The following is a 20706-nucleotide window of genomic DNA, read 5'->3' on the forward strand; positions in this document are numbered from 1 at the left end:
AGGGTGCTCCCGGTCAGGAATGGAAAACGACGGTCTTGCCGCCGTTGAGAAGAATGCGGTCGTCCAGGTACAGCCTGAGCGTGCGGGCCAGCACGCGCCGCTCGATGTCGCGGCCGATTCGGATAAGGTCGTCGGGCGTATCGGCATGCGTCACGCGCTCGATGTCCTGCTCAATGATCGGGCCTTCGTCCAGGTCGGGCGTGACGAAATGCGCCGTGGCACCGATCAGCTTGACCCCGCGGTGGTGCGCCTGGTGATACGGGCGCGCGCCCTTGAAACCGGGCAGGAACGAGTGATGAATGTTGATGCAGCGGCCCTGCAGGCGCTGCGCCAGCGACGTGGACAGCACCTGCATGTAACGGGCAAGCACCACGAGTTCGGCGCCGCTTTGTTCGATCAGCGACCACAGCGCCGCTTCTTGCGCCTCGCGGGACGCGCGATCCACCGGCAGGTAATGGAACGGGATGCCGTCGAAGTCCAGGTGGCGGTACGTTTCGCGTGGATGGTTGGCGACCACGCCGACAATCGTCATGGGCAGTTCGCCGATACGCCAGCGGTAGAGAATGTCCGCCAAACAGTGATCGAACTTCGATACCAGCAGCAGCACGCGGCGCCGTTCGGCGCGATCCCGCAGCGTCCATTGCAGTTGCAGGGCCGGCGCGAATGCGTGCAACCCATCACGTAGCGCATTCATGGAGAGGCTGGCGCTGTCGAACACCAGGCGCATGAAGAATCGGCCGGTTTCCGCATCACCGAATTGTTGGGCTTCGAGGATGTTGCAGTCTTGCTGGGCCAAGTGGTTGGACACCGCCGCCACGATGCCCGAGCGATCCGGGCAGGACAGGGTGAGCACGTACTGGCCCATGCCGCTCATGGCGTGCGATGCAGTATCAGTTCAAGCACCAGCTTGGTGCCGAAGAAGGCCAGCAGCAACACGCCCATGCCGAAGAGCGTGAGGTTCACCGCGCGGCGTCCGCGCCAGCCGTAGCGCCAGCGGCCGAACAGCAGCGCGCCGAACACCAGCCAGGCGATGATCGACAACACCGTCTTGTGCACCAAGTGCTGGCCGAACAGGTTGTCCACGAACAGGATGCCGCTGAGCAGCGTGAGCGTGAGCAGCACAAAGCCCGCGCCGATCAGGCGGAACAGCAGCATTTCGGTAAGCGTCAGCGGCGGCAGTGCACGCAACCATGGGCCGAGCTGCCGATGGCGCAGGGCGCGCTCCTGCACGGCCAACAAGAGGGCCAGGACGGCGGCGATGGAGAGAACGCTGAAGGCCAGCAATGCCACAGTGACATGCAGCTTGATCTGCCAGCCCAGCGGTTCGGGCAGCGTGGTGGGCGCAAGGAAGGTGTCGGCGGCCAGCAGCAGGGCGGTGAGCGGAAACACGATGACCCCAAGGGCCGCCACCGGGCGTGACACGTTCACCACCAGTGTCAGTGCCGATACCACGCAGGCCACCAGCGACAAGGCCGAAAAAAAGTGCAGGTCCACCGAGCCGCGATGGATGCTCAGCAGCAGCCCCGAGTGAATCAGCACCGCCGATCCCGCCAACGCCAGCGCCATGCGATTGAGCGGCTGGCCACCGCTCAGCAGCGGCCGCGCCAATCCGGCCGCGGCGGTGAGGTAGAGCACGATGGCAAGCAGAGTGAAGACGGTAATGGCCATGGGGCCGGAGTGTAGGGGGTAAGCCCGCCTCCTGTGCAGCCGGCGGCCATCTGACGCGGTTGGGGCAGGCTTGCCTGCCCGGGGGCCAAGGTCCGCTATACTCTGCGATCCTCTTAGGTCATCCGCCGCTTATGTTCGAGTCGCTCAGCCAACGCCTTTCCGCCACCGTCAACCGCCTGCGCGGCCGTGGTCGCCTGACCGAGGAGAACATCCGCGAGTCGCTGCGTGAGGTGCGTATTGCCCTGCTGGAGGCCGACGTGGCCCTGCCGGTGGTGCAGGCGCTGATCGAGCGCGTAAAGGTGCGTGCGGTTGGCCAGGAAGTGCTCAAGAGCCTCTCGCCGGGCCAGGCCCTGGTGAAGGTGGTGAGCGACGAGCTGACCGCGGTGATGGGTACCGCCAACAGCGAGCTCAACCTGGCCCAGCAGCCGCCGGCCGTGGTGCTCATGGCGGGCCTGCAAGGTGCCGGTAAAACCACCACGGTGGCCAAGCTGGCGCGCTTTCTCACGGAGCGCAAAAAGAAAAAGGTGATGGTGGTGAGCTGCGACGTGTACCGTCCGGCCGCCATCGAGCAGTTGCGCACGCTGGCCGAGCAGGTGGGCGTGAAGTTCTTCCCGTCAGAGGCAGGCCAGAACCCGGTCGATATCGCCAAGAACGCCATTGCCGCGGCGCGCCGCGAAGTGGTGGACGTGCTGCTGGTTGATACCGCCGGCCGCCTGCACGTGGACGAGGCCATGATGGCGGAGATCAAGGCGCTGCACGCCGCGATCACCCCGATCGAAACGCTGTTCGTGGTCGACTCCATGACCGGCCAGGATGCCGCCAACACGGCCAAGGCCTTTGCCGAGGCGCTGCCGCTCACCGGCGTGGTGCTCACCAAGACCGACGGTGACGCCCGTGGCGGTGCGGCGCTTTCGGTGCGCTATGTCACCGGTCGCCCGATCAAGTTCCTCGGCGCTGGCGAAAAGACCGATGCGCTGGAGCCGTTCCACCCCGACCGTGTGTCCCAGCGCATCCTGGGCATGGGCGACGTGCTGTCGCTGGTGGAAGAGGTCGAGCGCAAGGTCGACCACGAGAAGGCGCAGAAGCTGGCCGAGAAGGTCATCAAGGGCAAGCGCTTCGATCTCAACGACATGCGCGACCAGCTCGAGCAGATGACCAACATGGGCGGCCTGGCCGGCCTGATGGACAAGCTGCCGGGTGTCTCCGGCCTGCCCGACAACGTCAAATCCAAGGTCAACGATGGTGAGATCAAGCGCATGGTCGCGATCATCCATTCGATGACCAAGAAAGAACGCCGTCATCCGGACCTGCTCAACGGTTCGCGCCGCGCCCGCGTGGCGCGTGGTGCGGGCGTGCAGCCGGCTGACGTGAACCGTCTGCTCAAGCAATACATGCAGATGGAAAAAATGATGTCCAAGCTCTCCAAGGGCGGCACCAAGGGCCTGCTGCGGCAGATGCGCGGTGCCATGAAGGGCATGGGCGGCATGGGCGGCGGGTTCCCCCCGATGCGCTGAGGCTGAACGGTCTGGTCAGCTGGTTTGGCCGGATTTATCCGTCAGCTCTTCCTTTTTCCACAAAATTCATTAAAATGCCGCGTTTACCGCGCACGGCACTCGTGCGTGCTGCCGGCATCCGGCAACTCTGGAGCTTTTACTTATGGTCAAGATTCGTCTTTCGCGCGGCGGCGCCAAGGGCCGTCCGTTCTACCACGTCGTCGTGACCGACCAGCGCAGCAAGCGCGACGGTCGCAGCATCGAGAACGTGGGCTTCTACAACCCGGTGGCTTCGGGCAAGGACAAGCGCCTTGAGCTGAACCTCGCCCGCGTGCAGGAGTGGGTGGGCAAGGGTGCGCAGCTGACCGACAAGGTCGCCGCCCTGGTCAAGGAAGCCGGCAAGCAGCAGGCTGCCTGAGCATGACGGCAGCCGGTCGGCGCGTCCTGGTTGGGCGCATCGTCGGGCTGTACGGCGTGCAGGGCTGGGTCAAGCTCGAATCCTGGACCGAGCCCCGCACGCGGATCTTCAGTTACCAGCCCTGGCTGCTTACATCGGCGCCGGGTATGGAGCAGGAGATCACGGGAGTCAAGGGTCGTCCGCAGGGCAAAGGGCTTATCGCCCAGTTGCCCGGCATCGATGATCGAGACGCAGCGGCAGCACTGGTGGGACAAGACATCTACGTCGCCCGCGAGTTGTTGCCGCCCCCCGGCAAGGATGAGTTTTACTGGGTCGATCTCGAGGGTCTTGAGGTCGTCACCACGGAAGGCGTGGCGTTGGGGCGGGTCAGTCACCTGTTCGCCACCGGCGCCAACGACGTCGTGGTAGTGAAGGACGGCACGCGCGAGCGGCTGATTCCCTTCGTCCAGGGTTCTTATGTGCGTTCGGTGGACTTGTCCGGCGGGCGCATGGTGGTGGATTGGGATCCTGAATTCTAAACGCGCCTGGCGCGGTCTAAAGGGTTGAGGGTTCATGCGCATCGATGTCGTCACGCTGTTTCCCGACTTCATGCGTCAGTGCGCTGCCGTTGGTGTCGTGGGGCGTGCTCAGCAGCGCGAGCTGCTGCAGGTGGAAACCTGGAACCCGCGCGATTACGCCACCGACAATTACCGCACCGTGGACGGCCGCACCTGTGGCGGTGGCCCCGGCATGGTGATGCTGATTCAGCCTTTGCGCGACGCTCTCAAGGCCATGCGCGAGGCAGCACCCGAACCGGTGCATGTGATTTACCTCAGCCCGCAAGGTGCGCGGCTGACGCAGGGTAGGGTGGAAGCACTGGCCAAGTTGCCGCGCATCGCCTTGCTTTGTGGACGTTACGAAGGTGTGGACGAGCGTTTGCTGGCGCACGAGGTCGACGAAGAGCTTTCTATCGGCGATTATGTGCTGTCCGGCGGTGAGCTGGGTGCGGCTGTTATCATTGACGCCGTGGGCCGCTTACAGGACGGTGCATTGAACGATGCACAGTCGGCGCAGCAGGATTCGTTTTCGGACGGCTTGCTGGATTGCCCGCACTACACGAAACCGGTGCATGACGCACTGGGAGACGTGCCGGAGGTTCTGCTTTCCGGTGATCACGCGGCCATTCGCCGCTGGCGCCTGAAGCAATCGCTGGGACGTACCTGGTTGCGGCGTCCCGATCTATTGGCGCAGCGCGAATTGGATGCGGAATCCCGAGCGTTGCTAGAAGAATTCCGCCGCGAGCATGTACGGCAGACGCGGCTCCACGACGCGGCCGAGCAGTGACCGCAGGTACTGAAATTTAGACAGGTGTTGCCATGAACAAGATCATCGAACAGTTCGAAGCCGAGCAGATCACCCGCCAGCTGCCGGAATTCGGCCCTGGCGACACCGTGGTGGTTAACGTCAAGGTGAAGGAAGGTAACCGCGAGCGCGTCCAGGCGTTCGAGGGCATCGTCATCGCCAAGCGTAGCCGCGGCCTGCATTCGGCCTTCACCGTGCGCAAGATTTCGCACGGCACCGGCGTGGAGCGCGTGTTCCAGGCTCACAGCCCGGCCATCGACTCGGTCGAAGTGAAGCGTAAGGGTAAGGTGCGTGGCGCCAAGCTGTACTACCTGCGTAACCTGGAAGGCAAGGCTGCCCGCATCAAGGAAGACGTCGCCGCCGTGTCGGCTGCCAAGGCCGCCAAGAAGGCCGCCGCTGCCGCCGAGTAATCGGACGTCTTATCGGTTCAAGAAAAACCCGCGGAGTGATCCGCGGGTTTTTTGTTGTCTAGAGCCCGCTGCTCAGTCGGCGTGCTCGCGCAGAAAGCCCTCCACGCATTGCGCGTAGTAGGGCGGGCGCTCTTGCATGGGGTAGTGCCCGCAGTGCGGCATGATCACGAGCCGCGCACCGGGGTGCCAAGCCAGAAAGGTGGCCTTCATGGCTTCTTCGCCTAGCCCTGGATCTTTGTCGCCGATGATTACCAGCATCGGCGTTGCCAGCCCGCGCACGTCCTCCAGGAAATGCGTGGTGGTGAACATGCGCAGATAACCATGCACGCATTCGCGCGCCACGGATCGTCGCTGCTGGCGTAGCTTGGCGTTGACCCAGGATTCCCCGAGATCTCCGCCCACGAAGCGAAACAGGCGGCGCAGAGCGTCGTCGTCGTCACGTGTGCTGGCGAAGAAGGCCAGGGCATCCTCTCCGAGTGGGTTGCCGGCTGCGGAAAGCGGGCAGGTGGCGACGATGCTCTTGATGCGCGCGGGCGCGTCCGCCGCGATCCGCTGCGCGGCCATGCCTGTCATCGAGTGCCCCATCAGATGAAAGCGCTGCCAGCCGAGGCGATCGGCAAGCGCGAGGCAATCGCTGGCAATCTCCTCGATGGAGTAGCACCCGCGCAGGGTCAGCGAATGCCCGTAGCCGCGCAGGTCGGCGAAGACATAGGTGAAGTACTCGGCATCGAGATAGGGCCGAATGGCATCGTAGGTATCGTGCGCGCCCAACCAGTCGTGCAGCACGAGAACGTGCTCGGGCCCCGTGCCGTGTGACGTAAAGCCAAGGCCGGTGGCCGAGGCGAGGGCGGAGTGGTCGTGAGGATGCATGGGCAGCGTTCCTTTTTTGGTGTGGAGGAACCAAAAAAGAAACGCCCTCCCGGTGGTCCGGAAGGGCGTGCTGAAAGCGGGGCCATCGTACTGGCTGGCGTGCGCCGTATCAATGGCGCACACGCCCAGGGCTGGACGCTTACATCAGTCGCTGCGGTTCCTGCAGGAAGTTGCCTTGCACGAAGTCCACGCCGCAGGCGAAGAGCAGCGAGGTGCTGGCGGCATCCTCGACCCATTCGGCAATGGTGAGCTTCTTCAGTTCGCGCGCCTGGCGGCAGATCTCAGCGACCTTCTTCTGGCTCTCCTGCTGTTGCGGCAGGTCGGCCATGTAGCTGCGGTCGATCTTCAGATAGTCCGCATCGATATGGTTGAGCAACTGGAACGAGTTGAGGCCCGAGCCGAACTGCTCCAGCGCGAACTGGCCGCCGAGCTTCTTCCAGGCGCGAATGAACTCCTGGGCGGGGCGCAGCGCGGTCACCACCTTGCTCTCTGTGGTTTCCAGCACCAATTGGCCATGCTTGAGTGCCGCGTCCTTCAAACGTTGACCGAGCCAGGGCAGCAGTTCGGCGTCTTCCAGTGAGCTGGACGTGAGCTTGACGAAGAACGTGGTGGGTGTGCCCATGCGGTCGCGCGCGCGCAGGGCTTCGATGGCCTGGTTGAGCACCCAGCGATCGATGGCCGGCGTGAGGTTGTGCTTCTCGGCAATGGGCATGAAGAAGCCGGGAAGCACTTCGCCCTGAGGGCCATTGAGTCGCAGCAGGATCTCCGAGAACTCGCCCTCGGCATCCTGCAGGCTGATCGTGTGCTGGTGATACAGCACGAAATCGTTCTGGGTCAGCGCCTGCTGCAGCACGTTGAGCCAGTAGCGCTCGCGCTCCTCGTCGGCCTTCTCGCGTGCTGCCGGGTCATGCAGCTCGCTCCGGTTGCCGCCTTGGCTCTGGGCATTGCGCAGGGCCTGGCTGGCCTGGTTGAGCAACAGCTCGGTATTGGCGTTCTTCTCGCCCAGCAGGCTACCGCCAATGCTGGCGGTGACGGTGATGGAGCGCGTGCCCAGATCGAAGATGCCGCCGGCGATGGCTTGCTGCAGCGTGGCGATCCATTGCTTGATGGCGTCGTCGTTGCGGGTATGCAGCAGCACACCGATGGTGTGTTCGGCGAGCAGGCCGGCTGTGTCGTGCGCACCAAGCTGGCCTTCCACTCGGGCGGCAAACGCCGCCAGCAGCTCGTCGGCTTTTGCCAGGCCGATGCCGCCGACGATGGCCTGCCAGTTGTCCGGCTCGATGAGTAGCAGCGATTGGCCCTTGGTGCCCTCGGTGGCGGCGGCCACCGCCTGGTCGATGCACTCGACCATGCGTGCGCGATTGAACAGGCCCGTAACCTGGTCGCGCTGCAGTTGCTCGATCACGTTGGCGTCGATCTGCTGGCGACGGAACACCACCTGCAGACAAGGTTCCCCTTCGAAGGTGGCGTGGGCGAATTCCACGCTGGCCTTGAAGGTGCTGGTATCGGCACGGCGCGCCTGAAGCTCGATCGGGCCATTGGGCTTTTCGCCGCGGGATAATCCCTTGAGTGTGTTCTTGAACTCTTCGGCGTCGCTGGGCCCGACCATGTCCAGCACGGGCAAGCCGAGCAGGTCATCGAACTCGGTGTAGCCGAAGGTTTCGAGGTAAGCGTGATTGGCGCGCACGTGCATGCCTTCGTGCACGTAGGCGATGGCGTCGGTGGATGAGTCCAGCAGCGCGTCGCATCGACGCTCCGACTCGCGCAGCGCGGTTTCCAGGCGGCGCAGTTGGCGACGCGCGTTGAGCGCATCGAACTCGCGCTGGATCACGGCCATCAGCTGCTTGGGCTGCGGACGCAGCGCCACGCTGCGGGCGCCATTAACGAACAGCTCGGTGATGATGGCGTTGTCCACCTGGCCGACCAGCGCGATCAGTGACAGGTCACGGCCATGGGCGTCGAGCAGGCGGGCGACTTCGCGCAGCTCCAGCGTGCCCACGGCGGGGTCGAACAGCACGATGTCCGGTCCTAGTTCGTCCAGGGCAGCGGTGATCTGTTCGGCGCTCGTGGCGCGCGCGGGCCGAACAGCGATGCCGCTGTTGCGCAGCAGACTGATGATTTGTTCCGCGTCTTCGATCGACTTTTCAACGAAAAGGATCTTGATGACCTGGTCGGTTTTGGTGGGCACGTCGGGCTATCCATTGAGTTGCCGCTGCCGAGTCAAGCCTGCCGTGACAGCAGGGCTGCGGCCATGCAAGGTTTTAGCGGATTCCGCCAGTCTCTGCTAGCGGAAATATTCCGGAGGTGACATGGCCCACAACTGTGGGCTACGGCGAATGCGTGCTCGTTACAGTGGCCGCTTGGAGGGTTCGCCACCCACTTCGCGCACCAGTTTGGGCACCAGGTAGCCGGGCAGGTAGTGACGCACGGATTCCACCAGCGCCAACGCGTCGGCGTCGGCCACCTCGAAATGCGCCGCGCCCTGCACGCGATCGAGCTGATGCAGGTAGTAGGGCAGTACACCGGCGGCGAACAGTCGCTCGGAGAGTGCGGCGAGGGTGTCGGCGTGGTCGTTCACCCCGCGCAGCAGTACGGCCTGGTTGAGCAGGGTGGCTCCCGCCTCGCGCAGGCGGGCACAGGCGGCGTCCACTGAGGCATCGAATTCGTTGGCGTGGTTGGCGTGCAGCACCACCACTTTCTGCAGCGGCAAGGCCGACAGCCACTGGATGAACGCATCATCGATGCGCTCGGGCAGTACCACCGGCAGCCGGGTGTGGATGCGTAGGCGGGTCACATGCGGAATCTCGGCCAGGCCCTTGCTGAGTTCTTCCAGCTTGCTGGTGGCCAGGGACAGTGGGTCGCCGCCGGAGAGGATCAGCTCGCTGATCGAGCTGTCCTGACGCACGTGCTCTAGCGCCTTGCGCCATTGGCCGGCTGCGGCCATCTCGTCTCCGTAGGGGAAATGACGGCGGAAACAGTAGCGGCAATTGATGGCGCAGCTGCCGCTGGCGATCAGCAGGGCACGCCCCTGGTATTTGTGCAGCACGCCCTGGGCGGAACGGGCCGCCATGTCGCCCACGGCATCGGTGGCAAAGCCGGGCACCTGGTCCAGTTCGGCCAGCTGGGGCAGCACCTGCAGGAGCAAGGGATCGGTTGGGTCGCCGGCCCGCATACGGGCCACGAAACCTCGCGGGACGCGCAGGGCGAAGCCCGCATCGCCCGGCGGCAGGCGTCCGGCGAGGTGGCCCAGGGAAACGGCCTCCAGCAACTCGCGCGGGTCGGTGATGGCGGCACGCCAGAGCGTGCGCCAGTCGGTTCCGGGCGGAGATAGGCGGGCAGCGGGGCTTGCGGTTATCATAGGGGGTCTTGAGTCGGGCCGAAGGCCCGGGCAAACCCCTATTCTAGCCGCCTCCCGGCGGCGCTACATCTGGAGCAGAGCGCATGGCCACCGTCGGTCTCAACGACGTCAAGAAGGGAATGAAGATCCTTCACAACAATGACCCGTGGGTCATTACCGACGCCGACTTCATCAAGCCCGGCAAGGGTCAGGCGTTCACTCGTATCTTCATCCGCAACCTGAAGAACGGCCGCACCACCGAACAGACCATGAAGTCCAGCGATTCCTTCGAAGTCGCCGACGTCGTGGACACCGACATGCAGTACCTGTACTCGGACGGCGAGTTCTGGCACTTCATGCACCAGGAAAGCTTCGAGCAGCACCAGGCCAGCAAGGTCGGCATGGGCGACGCCTCCAAGTGGCTCAAGGGCGAGGAAGAGTGCGTGGTCACGCTGTTCAACGGCGAAATCATCGCCGTGCAGCCGCCGAACTTCGTCGAACTGAAGATCACCGAGACCGATCCGGGCCTGCGTGGCGACACCTCGGGCGGCGGCGGCAAGCCGGCGACCCTGGAAACCGGTGCCGTGGTGCGCGTGCCGCTGTTCGTGAGCACGGACGAAGTGATCAAGGTCGATACCCGCACGGGCGAATACGTCAGTCGCGTCGGCAAGTGACGAGTCGGCGCGGGCCATGCCTGCGCCTTTGTCGGCTAGTCGTCCCTGCATGGGCAGGGGTCCAGTGAAACATGGTGTGCCAAGCACATGGCCTGCTCTTCACACCATGCAACGGAAACTCACTGGATTCCGGCCTTTGCCCCCGGCTGGGGGTGCGCGGGCCTGACGGGCGACATGCCAGCTTGATTCGCGCCCCGGTAGTTGAAGGGCGCCTCTCTGGAGCGACGATGCCTGAAGCGTCATGAAATCAGGCAAGCATGGGGCGGCCACCGCAAGGTGATCCGCCCCATGTCATATCCAATATCGAAAAGTGAGCCAACGGATGAGCCAGAACGCCCCGCAAACCATCGACCTGTTGATCGAAGCGCGCTGGGTCGTGCCCGTAGAGCCGCATGGTGTCGTGCTTGAGCACTACGCCGTGGCCGTGGACAAAGGCGCCATCGTGGCGCTGCTGCCCCAGGCCGATGCGCATACGGCCTATGCACCGCGTGAGCGCGTGGCATTGGGTGAGCATGTGCTTATTCCGGGCTTGGTGAACACGCACACGCACAACCCGATGACCCTGCTGCGCGGCCTGGCGGACGACCTGCCGTTGATGGTGTGGCTGCAAAAGCACATCTGGCCGGTGGAAGGCCAGGTGATCGGGCCGGAGTTCGTGCGCGATGGCGTGGAGCTGGCCGTGGCGGAAATGATTCGCGGCGGCACCACCTGCGCCAACGAAAACTACTTCTTCCCCGACGTGATCGGCGCCACCTATCGCCGCATGGGTTTCCGTGCCGTGGTGGGCCTGCCGGTGATCGAGTTTCCCACGTCCTGGGCCAAGACCCAGGACGAATATTTCGATCGCGCCATCGAGGTGCACGACAGCTTCCTCGGCGACGCGCTGGTCAGCACCTCGTTTGCGCCGCATGCGCCCTACACGGTGTCCGACGAGAGCTTTGAGCGCATCCGCGTGCTGTCGGACCAGCTCGATATTCAGGTGCACCTGCACACGCACGAGACGGCGCACGAAGTGGAAGAGGAGAAGGCCAAGAGCGGCCTGCGTCCGTTCCAGCGCCTGCAAAAACTTGGCTTGGTCAATGACCGTCTGATCGCCGTGCACATGACCCAGCTCACTGACGCTGAAATCGCTGCCTGCGCCGAAGCCGGGGTGTCGGTGGTGCATTGCCCCGAATCCAACCTCAAGCTGGCTTCCGGATTCTGTCCCGCCGAAAAGCTGCGCCGCGCCGGCGTGAATGTGGCGCTTGGTACCGATGGCTGCGCCTCCAACAACGATCTGGACATGTTCGGGGAAATGCGCACCGCCGCCTTGCTCGCCAAGGCCGTGGCCAACGACGCAGCGGCGTTCGATGCGGCGTATGCGCTGCGTGCCGCCACGCTCAACGGTGCGCGCGCGATGGGCCTGGAAGATCGCATCGGCTCGATCGAAGTGGGCAAGCGCGCGGATCTTGCCGCGGTGCGCCTGTCCGACCTGGAAACCCAGCCGCTGTTCCATATCGCCTCGCAACTGGCTTATGCCACCGGTCGCCACCAGGTGAGCGATGTGTGGATCAACGGCGTACGCAAGCTCGCCGATCGCCAGCTCACCGACATCGACACCGATGCCGTGCTGACCAAGACCCATGCCTGGCGCGAGCGCATCGCCGCCATCGACGCCGGCTGAGGAGCACCCCATGAACCGTTACCTCGTGATGGCCATGCGCCGTCCGCATTTCGATCCCGCCGTGGTCCAGACCCACAAGGACTTCCTTGAGGGACTGCGCGCCGGCGGCACGCTGGAAATGGCCGGCGGCTTCAGCGACAAGTCCGGCGGTGCCTATTTGATGCGCGCGGAGTCGATGGAGCAGGCGCTGGCCATCGCCCACCAGGACCCGGCCCACACCAGTGGCGGCTGGGACATCACCGTCTACGAATGGCAGGCGCGTTAAGCTCCGTGCCCAGCTTCCGAGGATGCTTTCGATGCAAGCCGCAGCCAATGTAAGTCCCGAAGAGATCGCCCGTTTCGGCAAGCTCGCCGCGCGCTGGTGGGATCCGGACGGTGAGTCCCGTCCACTGCACGACCTCAACCCGGTGCGCGCCGAATACGTGGCTGCGCGTTTGAATGTGCGCGGCGCCCGCGTGGCCGACGTGGGCTGCGGTGGCGGCTTGCTCAGCGAGGCGCTCGCCAAGGCCGGCGCCCAGGTCACCGGCATCGACCTGGGTGAAAAGGTCATCGAGATCGCTCGCCTGCATCTGCACGAGTCGCGACTGAATTCCCCAGACCTGAGCATCGATTACCGCGTGCAGTCCTCGGCCGAACTGGCCGCGGCGGAACCGGAAAGCTTCGATGCGGTGTGCTGCATGGAGCTGATCGAGCACGTGCCCGATCCGGCCGCGCTGGTGCAGGACCTCGTGCGCATGGTCAAGCCGGGTGGCGTGGTGGTGATGTCCACCCTCAATCGCACGCCTGCGGCCTTTGGCGCGGCGATTCTCGGCGCCGAATACATCATGCGCATGCTGCCGCGTGGCACGCATCACTACGCCCAGTTTCTCAAGCCGTCCGAGCTGGGGCGCCTGATGCGCCACGCCGGCCTGGAGGTGGATGACGTTTCGGGCCTGGGATACAACCCGCTCAGCCGCAAGGCATGGCTCAGCCGCATCCCCGCCGTCAATTACCTGATCAGCGCACGCAAGCCCGCATGAAGTCGTTTCCCGTTTCCCTGCAAGGTGTGTTGTTCGACCTGGACGGCACCTTGCTCGACAGCGCCACTGATCTCTACGCCGCGCTGAAAACGCAGTGCGATGAGAGCAACGTGGCAGCCCCTCCTTACGCGATGGTTCGCGAAGTGGTGTCGCGTGGCTCGCGCGCCATCCTGCGTTGCGCCTTTCCCGATGTCACCGATGCCGAGCTGCTCGAACTGGTGCCGCGCTACCTGGAGCTCTACCAGGCCGTGATGGCGCAACACACGCATCCGTTCGACGGCATCGACGAACTGCTCGCGGCCATTGAAGGGCAGGGCCTGCGCTGGGGCATCGTGACCAACAAGCCGGGTTTTCTTACCGACGAACTGGTCGAGCGCATCGGCTGGGCGTCGCGTGCCGCGGCGGTGGTGTCCGGCGACACGCTGCCGGTGAAGAAGCCTGACCCCGCCCCCGTGCTGCTGGCCTGCGAGCAGGCCGGGCTCGATCCTTCACGCTGCCTGTTCGTGGGCGATGATCGGCGCGACGTGATGGCGGGCGAGGCGGCTGGCCTCTACACCGTCGCCGTGCGCTGGGGTTACCTCGACGGTGGCAATCCCCACGAATGGGGCGCGGATATGGTGCTCGATCACCCGGTGGACCTCACCAGTCGCCTGCAGGTCATCGCATGAGCGAGGCCGCGCTGCAGAGCTATATCGACAAGTGGCTGGCGGTGCAGCCGCAGCAGCGTCTCGCGCTGGTCTTTGTCGATCAGCAGACTTACCCCGGGCATATCGCGCTGGCCGCCCTGGAGCAGGAGTGGCTGGCGGCGGCCTACGGCATCCGTGAGCCCCAGGTGGCGGCGACCAAGCTCAATTGGTGGGCGGAGGAGCTTTCCGCCGCCGCCGCCAGCGGCGGGCGGCATCCGCTGACCCAGGTGCTGTTCGATGACGAGCGCGCCCATGCCCTGCCCAGTGCACGCTGGGTGGACCCGGTGCTGGCCGCCATGGCGCAGCTGGAAGAGGGCACGGCCTCCGATTTCCCGGCCCAACTGGCGGCGGGTGCGCTGCTGCATGGCGCCATCGCCAGGCTGGAAACGGCCTGGTGGTTTGGCGAGGCGGCTCCTTCGGAGCGCGCCACCCGGGTGGCGACGCTGTCGCATCTGCTGTTTGCCCTGCTGCGCCTGGAAGAAGACGCCGAGCGCGATCGCCTGGCGCTGCCCATGGCGCGACTGGCCCGGCACGGTCTGAGCCGCAACCAGTTGCGAACGGCCAGCCCGGCCCGCGACGAGGCCATCCGCGCCCAGCTGGATGACCTGCACGCGGCCTGGCGCGAGGCCGACCGCCTGCCGGGGCCGTTGAGTGCCTTCCGCGGGCTGGAGTCGCGTCATGGCCGCACCCTCGTGGCGCAAGCCCGCAAGGCCAAGGCGCCGCTCGAGGTGCTGCGCAAGGGCCAGGGCCGGCAGGGGCCGGGCGTGGTCTGGCAGGCCTGGCGGGCGGCCCGGGCGTGGCGCCGGCAGGTCGATTGAGCGTCGCAGGGACGCAGCGTTTCCCCCACGCCACTATTGCGAGCACGGTGCGCTGCCCCAAGATTGTTGGCTCACGCGGCGACCCGGTCGCCCGCTGAATGACAGGATTTCCCATGCATACCGAGGAAAACACCGCCCGCTTGCTCCCCGACGTGGCGGTACATGCCCAGCCTCACCTGGCGGGCGAACTGGATTGGGTTGGCATGAACGGCATCGAGGTGCCGGTGCGCTTCGACGCCGGCGATGGCGACGTGCAGCGCGCGAGCGCGCGTGTCGGCGCCTTCGTCAACCTGCGCCGTCCCGACAAGCGCGGCATCCACATGTCGCGCCTGTACCTGCTGGTCGAGCAGGCGTTGAGCACGCAGACGCTGAGCGTTGGCTCGCTGCGCGAGCTGCTGCGCGCCTTCCTGGATTCGCACAAGGATCTCTCCGATCGCGCCTGCCTGAGCATCCGCTTCGAGCACCTCGTGCGCCGTCCCGCGCTGCGCAGCGGCAACAGTGGCTGGCGTGCCTACCCGGTGTGCATCGAGGCCAGCATGGTGGGTGATGAGCTGCTGCTGGAGTTCGGCACCGAGGTGGTTTACTCCTCCACCTGTCCGGCCTCGGCGGCGCTGTCGCGCCAGTTGATCCAGGATCAGTTTGCCAAGGATTTCGACGCCGGCCAGCCCGTGGATCACGCCGCCGTGCTGGCGTGGCTGGGCAGCGAAAAGGGCATCGTGGCCACGCCGCATGCCCAGCGCAGCGTGGCGCGCCTGCGGGTGCGCCTGGCCGAAGGCGCCAGCTTCAACCTGATCCACCTGATCGATGAGGCCGAGCAGGCCCTGGGTACGCCCGTGCAGACCGCCGTGAAGCGCGAGGACGAACAAGCCTTTGCCCGCGCCAACGGTGGCAACCTGATGTTCTGCGAAGATGCCGCCCGCCGCCTGCAGAAGGCGCTGGATGCCGACGCCAGCCTGAGCGACTTCCACATTCGCGTGGAGCATCAGGAGAGCCTGCATCCGCACGATGCCGTGGCCTATGCCAGCAAGGGCGTGGAAGGTGGTTTCGCCGGCAAAGGCTGCGCCTGAGTCGACGTTCAAGGGGCGGCTGTTAGCATGAGGGCGTCTGTTGGACCCCTCATGGAGAAATGCATGTCGCCCCGTCTTTCCCTGCTCGCCGTCGCCTTGGTCGCCATGGCGGGCTGCTCCTGGCTCCCGCATCGCGCCGCCAAGGACGCCGCCCCGGCCGCAGCTGCCACGCAGGCACCGCTGGTGCACCAGACACTGATGAAATCCATCGTGGGCGATGTGCGCTATGAGTTGCCGCAGCCGGTGCCTGCCGATGCGGTGCTGCTGATTACGCTAGCCGATGTCAGTATGCAGGATGCGCCGGCGCGCACCGTGGCCGAGGAGCGCGTGCAGCCCGTGGGCGCATCGCCGGTGGATTTCCTGATCGCCTATGACCCGGCCGAACTGCGCGACGGGGTGGATTTCGCCATCAACGTTCGCCTGCAGCAAGGCGACAAGCTGCTGGCGATCAACGATACGCGCATCAGCGTGCTGGGCCGTTCCGGTGAGAACGGCCCGGTGAGCGTGCTGCTCAAGGCGGTGCCGTAACAGCGCAGGCGCCGTCGCCCCGAGGGACGACGGCGTGGTTCAGCGGAATACGCCGACCGCTTCGGCCAGGCGGCCAGCCTGCTGCTTGAGACCATCGGAAGCCAACGCGCCGTCGGCCACCAGGGCGGCGTTGTGGCGGGTGATGCGATCCAGGTCGCTTACCGAGCGGTCGATCTGGGTGATGCCCTTGTTCTGTTCATCCGTGGCGGCGCTGATCTCGGCCAGCAATTCAGTCACGCGACGCACCTGGGTCACGATCTCTCCGGTGGCCTGGCCCGCCTCATCGGCCAGGCGTGCGCCGGCCTCCACGCGCTCTACATTGGCGCCGATGATCGCCTTGATCTCGCGCGCCGAATGCGCGCTGCGCTGGGCGAGCGCGCGCACCTCGCCGGCCACCACGGCAAAGCCACGCCCTTGCTCGCCGGCGCGCGCCGCCTCCACCGCCGCGTTGAGCGCGAGGATATTGGTCTGGAACGCGATGCTGTCGATGGCGCCGATGATCTCCGCAATTTGATGGGAGCTGGTGCGAATGCCGTTCATGGTGTCGACCACCTCGGCAACGGCTTGTCCACCCTGTGCGGCCGCCTGGCTGGCGGCCGCCGAGAGCTGGCTGGCCTGCGCGGCGGTATCGGCATTGCCGCTGACCGTGGCGGACATCTGCGTCATGGATGCCGCCGTGGTTTGCACGTGATCGGCTGCCTGGTCGGTGCGGGCATGCAGGTCCGCGTGGCCATCGGCGATATCGCTGCTGGCGGAGCGCACGGCGATGGCCTGGTGAGCGACATCGGCGATCAGCCAGCGAAACATCAGGCCCAATTGGCCAATGGTGCGCTGGGTCATGCCGATCTCGTCCACGCGATCGAGGTGGGCGCATTGCTGACTGGCGCCGGTGGCGACTTGCAGTGCCTCTTGCAGCATGCTTTCCAATGGACGCGCGATCTGCCGCTCCAGCCACCAGGAAACGAGTGCCGCCATGGCGGCGGTGATGGCGGTTATCGCGGCGATACGGCCTGGCGTCGTGCCGAGCAGCCAGGCGGCCAGCGTCATGCACGGCACGGTGGCAAGCAGGGCGGAACGGATGCGCCAGCGCACGGACATGGTCTGGCGTAGCGAGGCGACGGCGCGCCATCCACTGCGCACGATCAGCCCTTTGTGAAAGCGCCGGTCGCCGGCCTTGTCCTCGCGAAAGTCGCGATACAGGGCATCGGCGCGGGCAATCTCCTCGCGGGATGCCTTGGTGCGCACCGACATGTAGCCGACCTGCTTGCCCTCCCGCACGACCGGCACAGCATTGGCGCGCACCCAGTAATGATCGCCGTTCTTGCGGCGATTCTTGACCAGTGCGGTCCAGGGTTCGCCACCCTTGATGGTGGCCCACATGTCCGCAAAGGCTTCGCGCGGCATGTCGGGGTGGCGCACCAGATTGTGCGGCTGGCCGTGGATCTCATCCTGGGAAAAGCCGCTGACCTCCACGAAGGCGGCGTTGGCGTACGTGACGTGGCTGTGCGGGTCGGTGACCGACATCAGCGTGGCGTCGTCAGGTACGACGAATTCGTGTTGGGTAACCGGCTGGTTGTTGCGCATGACTGGAATCCTCGAGAGACGGCTGTGCCGCGTCCATGAGCTCCGTACTTGCGGTCAATCCACTTGCGGCGTCGCGCCCATAGACGGGCTATCGCCTGCATACGTTCGGTGTACGCGCGTGAGCAGGCTCTCAGGATTTTCGGCGGCGTGTGGCCGGTTCTTGAGCCGCGCTGCCTGCGTCATGCGGCCGCAGGCAGCGGGAAAGCCGGCGCATGGCGCGCCGGCCTGGGATGTTCAGCGATCAAAGGCCAGACGCTGGCCGCGCACGCCCTGGTCGACGGCGTTGCCATCCCACACGCGATGGCCGTTTACGAACGTCGCGGCGATGGAGGTGTTGAACGTGTAGCCCTCGAACGGCGACCAGCCGCACTTGGAGAGCACCTCTTCACGGCGTACGGTGTGCGGCTTGTTGGGGTTAACCAGCACCAAGTCGGCCGCGTAGCCCTCGCGCAGGTAGCCACGCTCCTTCACGTCGAACAGCGTGGCCGGCGCATGCGTGACCGCTTCGACCACGCGCTCCAGGGTCAGCTTGCCTTCAAACACGCGTTGCAGGGCTGCCTGCAGCGCGAACTGCACCAGCGGCAGGCCGCTGGGTGCCTTGTCGTACAGCTGGGCCTTCTCCTCAAGCAGGTGCGGCGCGTGATCCGTCGCCAGCACGTCCAGGCGACCTTCGGCCAGCGCCTTGGTGATGGCTTCACGGTCGGCGGCGGTCTTGATCGCCGGATTGCACTTGATCAGGAAGCCCAGGCGCTCGTAGTCGCGATCGTCGAAATGCAGGAAGTGCACGCAGGTTTCGGCGGTGATGCGCTTGCCCTTGATCGGGCCCGGCTCGAACAGCGCCAGTTCGTCGGCGGTGGAAATGTGCAGCACATGCAGGCGGCTGTTGTGGCGACGCGCCAACTCGATCGCCAGGCGGGTGGACTTGATGCAGGCTTCGCGCGAGCGAATCAGCGGATGCTCGAAAGCCGGAATGGCGTCGCCGTACTTTTCATGCGCCTTGGCCAGGTTCACATCGATCATCGGCGTGTCTTCGCAGTGCGTGATGATCGGCGTGGGCGCCTCGCGGAAGATGCCATCGAGCACTTCAGGGTTGTCCACCAGCATGTTGCCGGTGGAGGCGCCCATGAACACCTTGATGCCCGGGGCGGCCAGCGGATCGAGGCGGCGGATGGCCTCCAAGTTGTCGTTGCTGGCGCCCATGTAGAAGGCGTAGTTCACGGCGGAGGTTTCCGCCGCGCGCGCGTACTTGGCCTCCAGAGTCTCGCGATCGAGCGCTGGCGGCTTGGTGTTGGGCATCTCCATGAAGCTGGTGATGCCGCCGGCGGCGCAGGCGCGCGACTCGTGCGCGATGTCGGCTTTCTGGGTCAGGCCAGGCTCGCGAAAGTGCACCTGGTCATCGATCATGCCGGGCAGCAGCCACAGGCCACTGGCATCGACCACCTGCTCGCCGGGGCGGGCGTTCAGGTCGCCGCCGATGGCGTCGATGCGGCCTTGGCGGACACGCACATCGGCGTGGAAGCGGCGGCCTTCGTTGACCAGTTCGGCGTTCTTGATCAGCCAGTCAGTGGACATGATGTTCTCCAGGGGGGCGGCAGCGGCGGAAAGTGAACTGCTCGGGGACGGGGTCCTCGCCCCCTTCGCACAGGGGTTGGCAGCGCAGCAGCCGCCAGCCGGCCAGCGCGCTGCCCTTCAATGGACCAAAGCGGGTGACTGCAATCCGTGCATAATCCGAGCAGCTAGGGTAAAAGCGGCAACGTTGACCCAGCAGTGGGCTGAGCCAGCGCTTGTAGAAGCCGAGCAGTAAAAGTAATAGTCGGGTCACGACGGATTGACGCTGCCGAGACAGCTTGCGGCTTGTAGTGCCACAAGTATTCCAGAAGCATGGTTGCTGGTGTAAGCCGCATGGGCTATAACACCGGGCCGCCAAGGCCAAAATGGTGAAGGGAAATGGCGAAAACGACGCGTAGTGCGACAGCCACCAAGCCGCAGAAGGGAAAGCCTGCCGGCAAGGTAAAAGACGTCAAGCTCGGCAAGAAGGCCGCCGCCAAGAGCGCGCCGGCCAAGAAAGCAGCAGTCAAGAAAGCCGTGACCAGCAAAGTCGTCGCCAAGAAGGCGGCGCCCAAGAAGGCCGCCGTGAAAAAGGTGGCGAAAGCGCCGGTAGCCGCCAAGAAAGCGGCGCCCAAGCCCATCGCCAAGAAGGCCGCGCCGGTCAAGAAGCCGGTGGCAGCCAAGGTTCCCGCAAAAAAGGTCGCCAAGCCGGCGGCCAAGCCCGCTCCGAAGCCGGTCGCCAAGAAAGCGGCTCCGGCGCCGGTGAAGAAGCAGCCGCCCAAGGCCGTGGCCAAGCCGGCGGTGCCGGTCAAGCCCGCCCCCAAGGCGACGCCCGCACCGGTGGAAAAGAAAACTGTGGCCGCGAAGCCCGCGCCAGCTAAGCCCGCCGCGGCGCGGCAGGCGACTCCGGCTCCGGTCAAGGCGGCGCCGGTCCCCATCGCGCCGGTTACGCCCGCAGCAAGCCTGCTTGCAGGTAAAGTAGCCAGTGCGACCGCGCGTCACACCCCCATCAAGACACAGAAAGCCCAGCAGTCCTCGATGAACAAATCTGCAACTCTCGACAATGGCATCACCCGCGAAGACGGCCGTTACGCGCTGCCTTCCACCACCACGATCGATCTGCCCAAGGGTTACCGCCCCTCGAATGACGAGGAGTACATGAACCCCAAGCATCTCGCCTACTTCCGCAACAAGCTGCGCGAATGGCGCGAGCAGTTGGTGGAAGAGTCGCGCCAGACCATGGAAAACCTCCGTGACGAAGTGCGCGATGTGGGCGACGAGGCCGAGCGTGCCACGCGCGAAACGGAAAATTCGCTGGAGCTGCGTACCCGCGACCGTTACCGCAAGTTGATCTCCAAGATCGACAAGGCACTGCGCCGCATCGAAGAAGGCCGCTACGGCTTCTGCGAAGAGACCGACGAGGAGATTGGCCTGGAGCGCCTCGACGCGCGTCCCATCGCCACCCTCTCGCTCGACGCTCAGGAGCGTCGGGAGCACCTGCAGAAGCAGATGGGCGACTGATCGCGCCTCATCGCTGCTCTCGCGCTAACGCAAGGCCCCGCCATCGAGCGGGGCCTTGTCG

22 protein-coding genes are annotated in these 20706 nt (G+C 65.3%); 14 read left to right on the top strand and 8 right to left on the bottom strand.

Features of this window, described 5'->3' with window-relative positions; all coding sequences use genetic code 11:
* Positions 1-13: 13 nt before the first annotated feature.
* Both purU and AC3G2C_RS00950 read right to left on the bottom strand, forming a co-directional pair.
* Positions 14-874 (bottom strand): formyltetrahydrofolate deformylase, encoded by an 861-nt coding sequence (purU, locus tag AC3G2C_RS00945; protein WP_488382730.1) that lies wholly within the window; start codon positions 872-874, stop codon positions 14-16.
* Positions 871-1668, bottom strand: a complete 798-nt coding sequence (locus AC3G2C_RS00950; RefSeq protein WP_488382731.1) for a cytochrome C assembly family protein — start codon at positions 1666-1668, stop codon at positions 871-873. Before AC3G2C_RS00950 ends, purU begins: the two co-directional genes overlap by 4 nt.
* Positions 1669-1799: 131 nt before the next feature.
* On the opposite strand from AC3G2C_RS00950, the gene ffh reads away from it, so the two are divergent.
* The 5 genes from ffh (at position 1800) to rplS (ending at position 5330) form a co-directional block, all read left to right on the top strand.
* Positions 1800-3182: a signal recognition particle protein gene (ffh, locus tag AC3G2C_RS00955; protein WP_488382732.1), complete on the top strand. Its 1383-nt coding sequence runs from the start codon at positions 1800-1802 to the stop codon at positions 3180-3182.
* 142 nt (positions 3183-3324) lie between these two features.
* Complete coding sequence (rpsP, locus tag AC3G2C_RS00960; RefSeq protein WP_199096083.1) at positions 3325-3579, top strand: 30S ribosomal protein S16; 255 nt, start codon at positions 3325-3327, stop codon at positions 3577-3579.
* A gap of 2 nt (positions 3580-3581) precedes the next feature.
* Positions 3582-4097, top strand: coding sequence for a ribosome maturation factor RimM (rimM, locus tag AC3G2C_RS00965; protein WP_488382733.1), 516 nt, complete (start codon positions 3582-3584; stop codon positions 4095-4097).
* 34 nt (positions 4098-4131) lie between these two features.
* Complete coding sequence (gene trmD, locus AC3G2C_RS00970; protein ID WP_488382734.1) at positions 4132-4902, top strand: tRNA (guanosine(37)-N1)-methyltransferase TrmD; 771 nt, start codon at positions 4132-4134, stop codon at positions 4900-4902.
* Positions 4903-4934: 32 nt separating this feature from the next.
* The gene (gene rplS / locus AC3G2C_RS00975) at positions 4935-5330 is read left to right on the top strand and encodes a 50S ribosomal protein L19 (RefSeq protein ID WP_488382735.1); all 396 of its coding nucleotides are present in this window, start codon (positions 4935-4937) and stop codon (positions 5328-5330) included.
* Between the two features lie 72 nt (positions 5331-5402).
* Here the strand turns inward: rplS and AC3G2C_RS00980 are convergent, their stop codons facing one another.
* The 3 genes from AC3G2C_RS00980 to epmB form a co-directional block, all read right to left on the bottom strand.
* Complete coding sequence (locus AC3G2C_RS00980; protein WP_488382736.1) at positions 5403-6200, bottom strand: alpha/beta fold hydrolase; 798 nt, start codon at positions 6198-6200, stop codon at positions 5403-5405.
* A 139-nt stretch (positions 6201-6339) separates the two neighbouring features.
* A complete protein-coding gene (locus tag AC3G2C_RS00985) occupies positions 6340-8388 on the bottom strand; it encodes an EAL domain-containing response regulator (RefSeq protein WP_488382737.1) in 2049 nt (682 codons plus the stop codon).
* 159 nt (positions 8389-8547) lie between these two features.
* Complete coding sequence (gene epmB / locus AC3G2C_RS00990) at positions 8548-9558, bottom strand: EF-P beta-lysylation protein EpmB (protein ID WP_488382738.1); 1011 nt, start codon at positions 9556-9558, stop codon at positions 8548-8550.
* Between the two features lie 83 nt (positions 9559-9641).
* On the opposite strand from epmB, the gene efp reads away from it, so the two are divergent.
* The 8 genes from efp (at position 9642) to AC3G2C_RS01030 (ending at position 15992) form a co-directional block, all read left to right on the top strand.
* A complete protein-coding gene (gene efp, locus AC3G2C_RS00995; RefSeq protein WP_488382739.1) occupies positions 9642-10211 on the top strand; it encodes an elongation factor P in 570 nt (189 codons plus the stop codon).
* A gap of 322 nt (positions 10212-10533) precedes the next feature.
* Complete coding sequence (locus AC3G2C_RS01000) at positions 10534-11874, top strand: TRZ/ATZ family hydrolase (RefSeq protein WP_488382740.1); 1341 nt, start codon at positions 10534-10536, stop codon at positions 11872-11874.
* 10 nt (positions 11875-11884) lie between these two features.
* The gene (locus AC3G2C_RS01005; protein ID WP_488382741.1) at positions 11885-12139 is read left to right on the top strand and encodes a YciI family protein; all 255 of its coding nucleotides are present in this window, start codon (positions 11885-11887) and stop codon (positions 12137-12139) included.
* 31 nt (positions 12140-12170) lie between these two features.
* The gene (ubiG, locus tag AC3G2C_RS01010) at positions 12171-12893 is read left to right on the top strand and encodes a bifunctional 2-polyprenyl-6-hydroxyphenol methylase/3-demethylubiquinol 3-O-methyltransferase UbiG (RefSeq protein ID WP_488382742.1); all 723 of its coding nucleotides are present in this window, start codon (positions 12171-12173) and stop codon (positions 12891-12893) included.
* Complete coding sequence (gene gph, locus AC3G2C_RS01015) at positions 12890-13561, top strand: phosphoglycolate phosphatase (protein WP_488382743.1); 672 nt, start codon at positions 12890-12892, stop codon at positions 13559-13561. Before ubiG ends, gph begins: the two co-directional genes overlap by 4 nt.
* Complete coding sequence (locus AC3G2C_RS01020; protein ID WP_488382744.1) at positions 13558-14397, top strand: squalene/phytoene synthase family protein; 840 nt, start codon at positions 13558-13560, stop codon at positions 14395-14397. The genes gph and AC3G2C_RS01020 overlap by 4 nt, the downstream gene beginning before the upstream one ends.
* Before the next feature lie 113 nt (positions 14398-14510).
* Positions 14511-15464, top strand: coding sequence for a GTP cyclohydrolase FolE2 (folE2, locus tag AC3G2C_RS01025; RefSeq protein WP_488382745.1), 954 nt, complete (start codon positions 14511-14513; stop codon positions 15462-15464).
* A 63-nt stretch (positions 15465-15527) separates the two neighbouring features.
* Entirely contained in the window at positions 15528-15992 is a 465-nt protein-coding gene (locus AC3G2C_RS01030) for a YbaY family lipoprotein (protein WP_488382746.1), read from the top strand.
* A 39-nt stretch (positions 15993-16031) separates the two neighbouring features.
* On the opposite strand, the gene AC3G2C_RS01035 is transcribed toward AC3G2C_RS01030, so the two are convergent.
* From AC3G2C_RS01035 to yidD, 3 genes are all read right to left on the bottom strand, one after another.
* Complete coding sequence (locus AC3G2C_RS01035) at positions 16032-17576, bottom strand: methyl-accepting chemotaxis protein (protein ID WP_488382747.1); 1545 nt, start codon at positions 17574-17576, stop codon at positions 16032-16034.
* A gap of 234 nt (positions 17577-17810) precedes the next feature.
* Positions 17811-19148, bottom strand: coding sequence for a dihydroorotase (locus AC3G2C_RS01040; protein ID WP_488382748.1), 1338 nt, complete (start codon positions 19146-19148; stop codon positions 17811-17813).
* A complete protein-coding gene (gene yidD / locus AC3G2C_RS01045; RefSeq protein WP_488382749.1) occupies positions 19138-19398 on the bottom strand; it encodes a membrane protein insertion efficiency factor YidD in 261 nt (86 codons plus the stop codon). The genes AC3G2C_RS01040 and yidD overlap by 11 nt, the downstream gene beginning before the upstream one ends.
* 125 nt (positions 19399-19523) lie before the next feature.
* Here yidD and dksA point away from each other — a divergent pair, with 125 nt between their 5' ends.
* A complete protein-coding gene (gene dksA, locus AC3G2C_RS01050; protein WP_488382750.1) occupies positions 19524-20645 on the top strand; it encodes an RNA polymerase-binding protein DksA in 1122 nt (373 codons plus the stop codon).
* The last annotated feature ends 61 nt before the right edge of the window (positions 20646-20706 follow it).

The organism is Frateuria sp. sgz306004 (assembly GCF_057750885.1).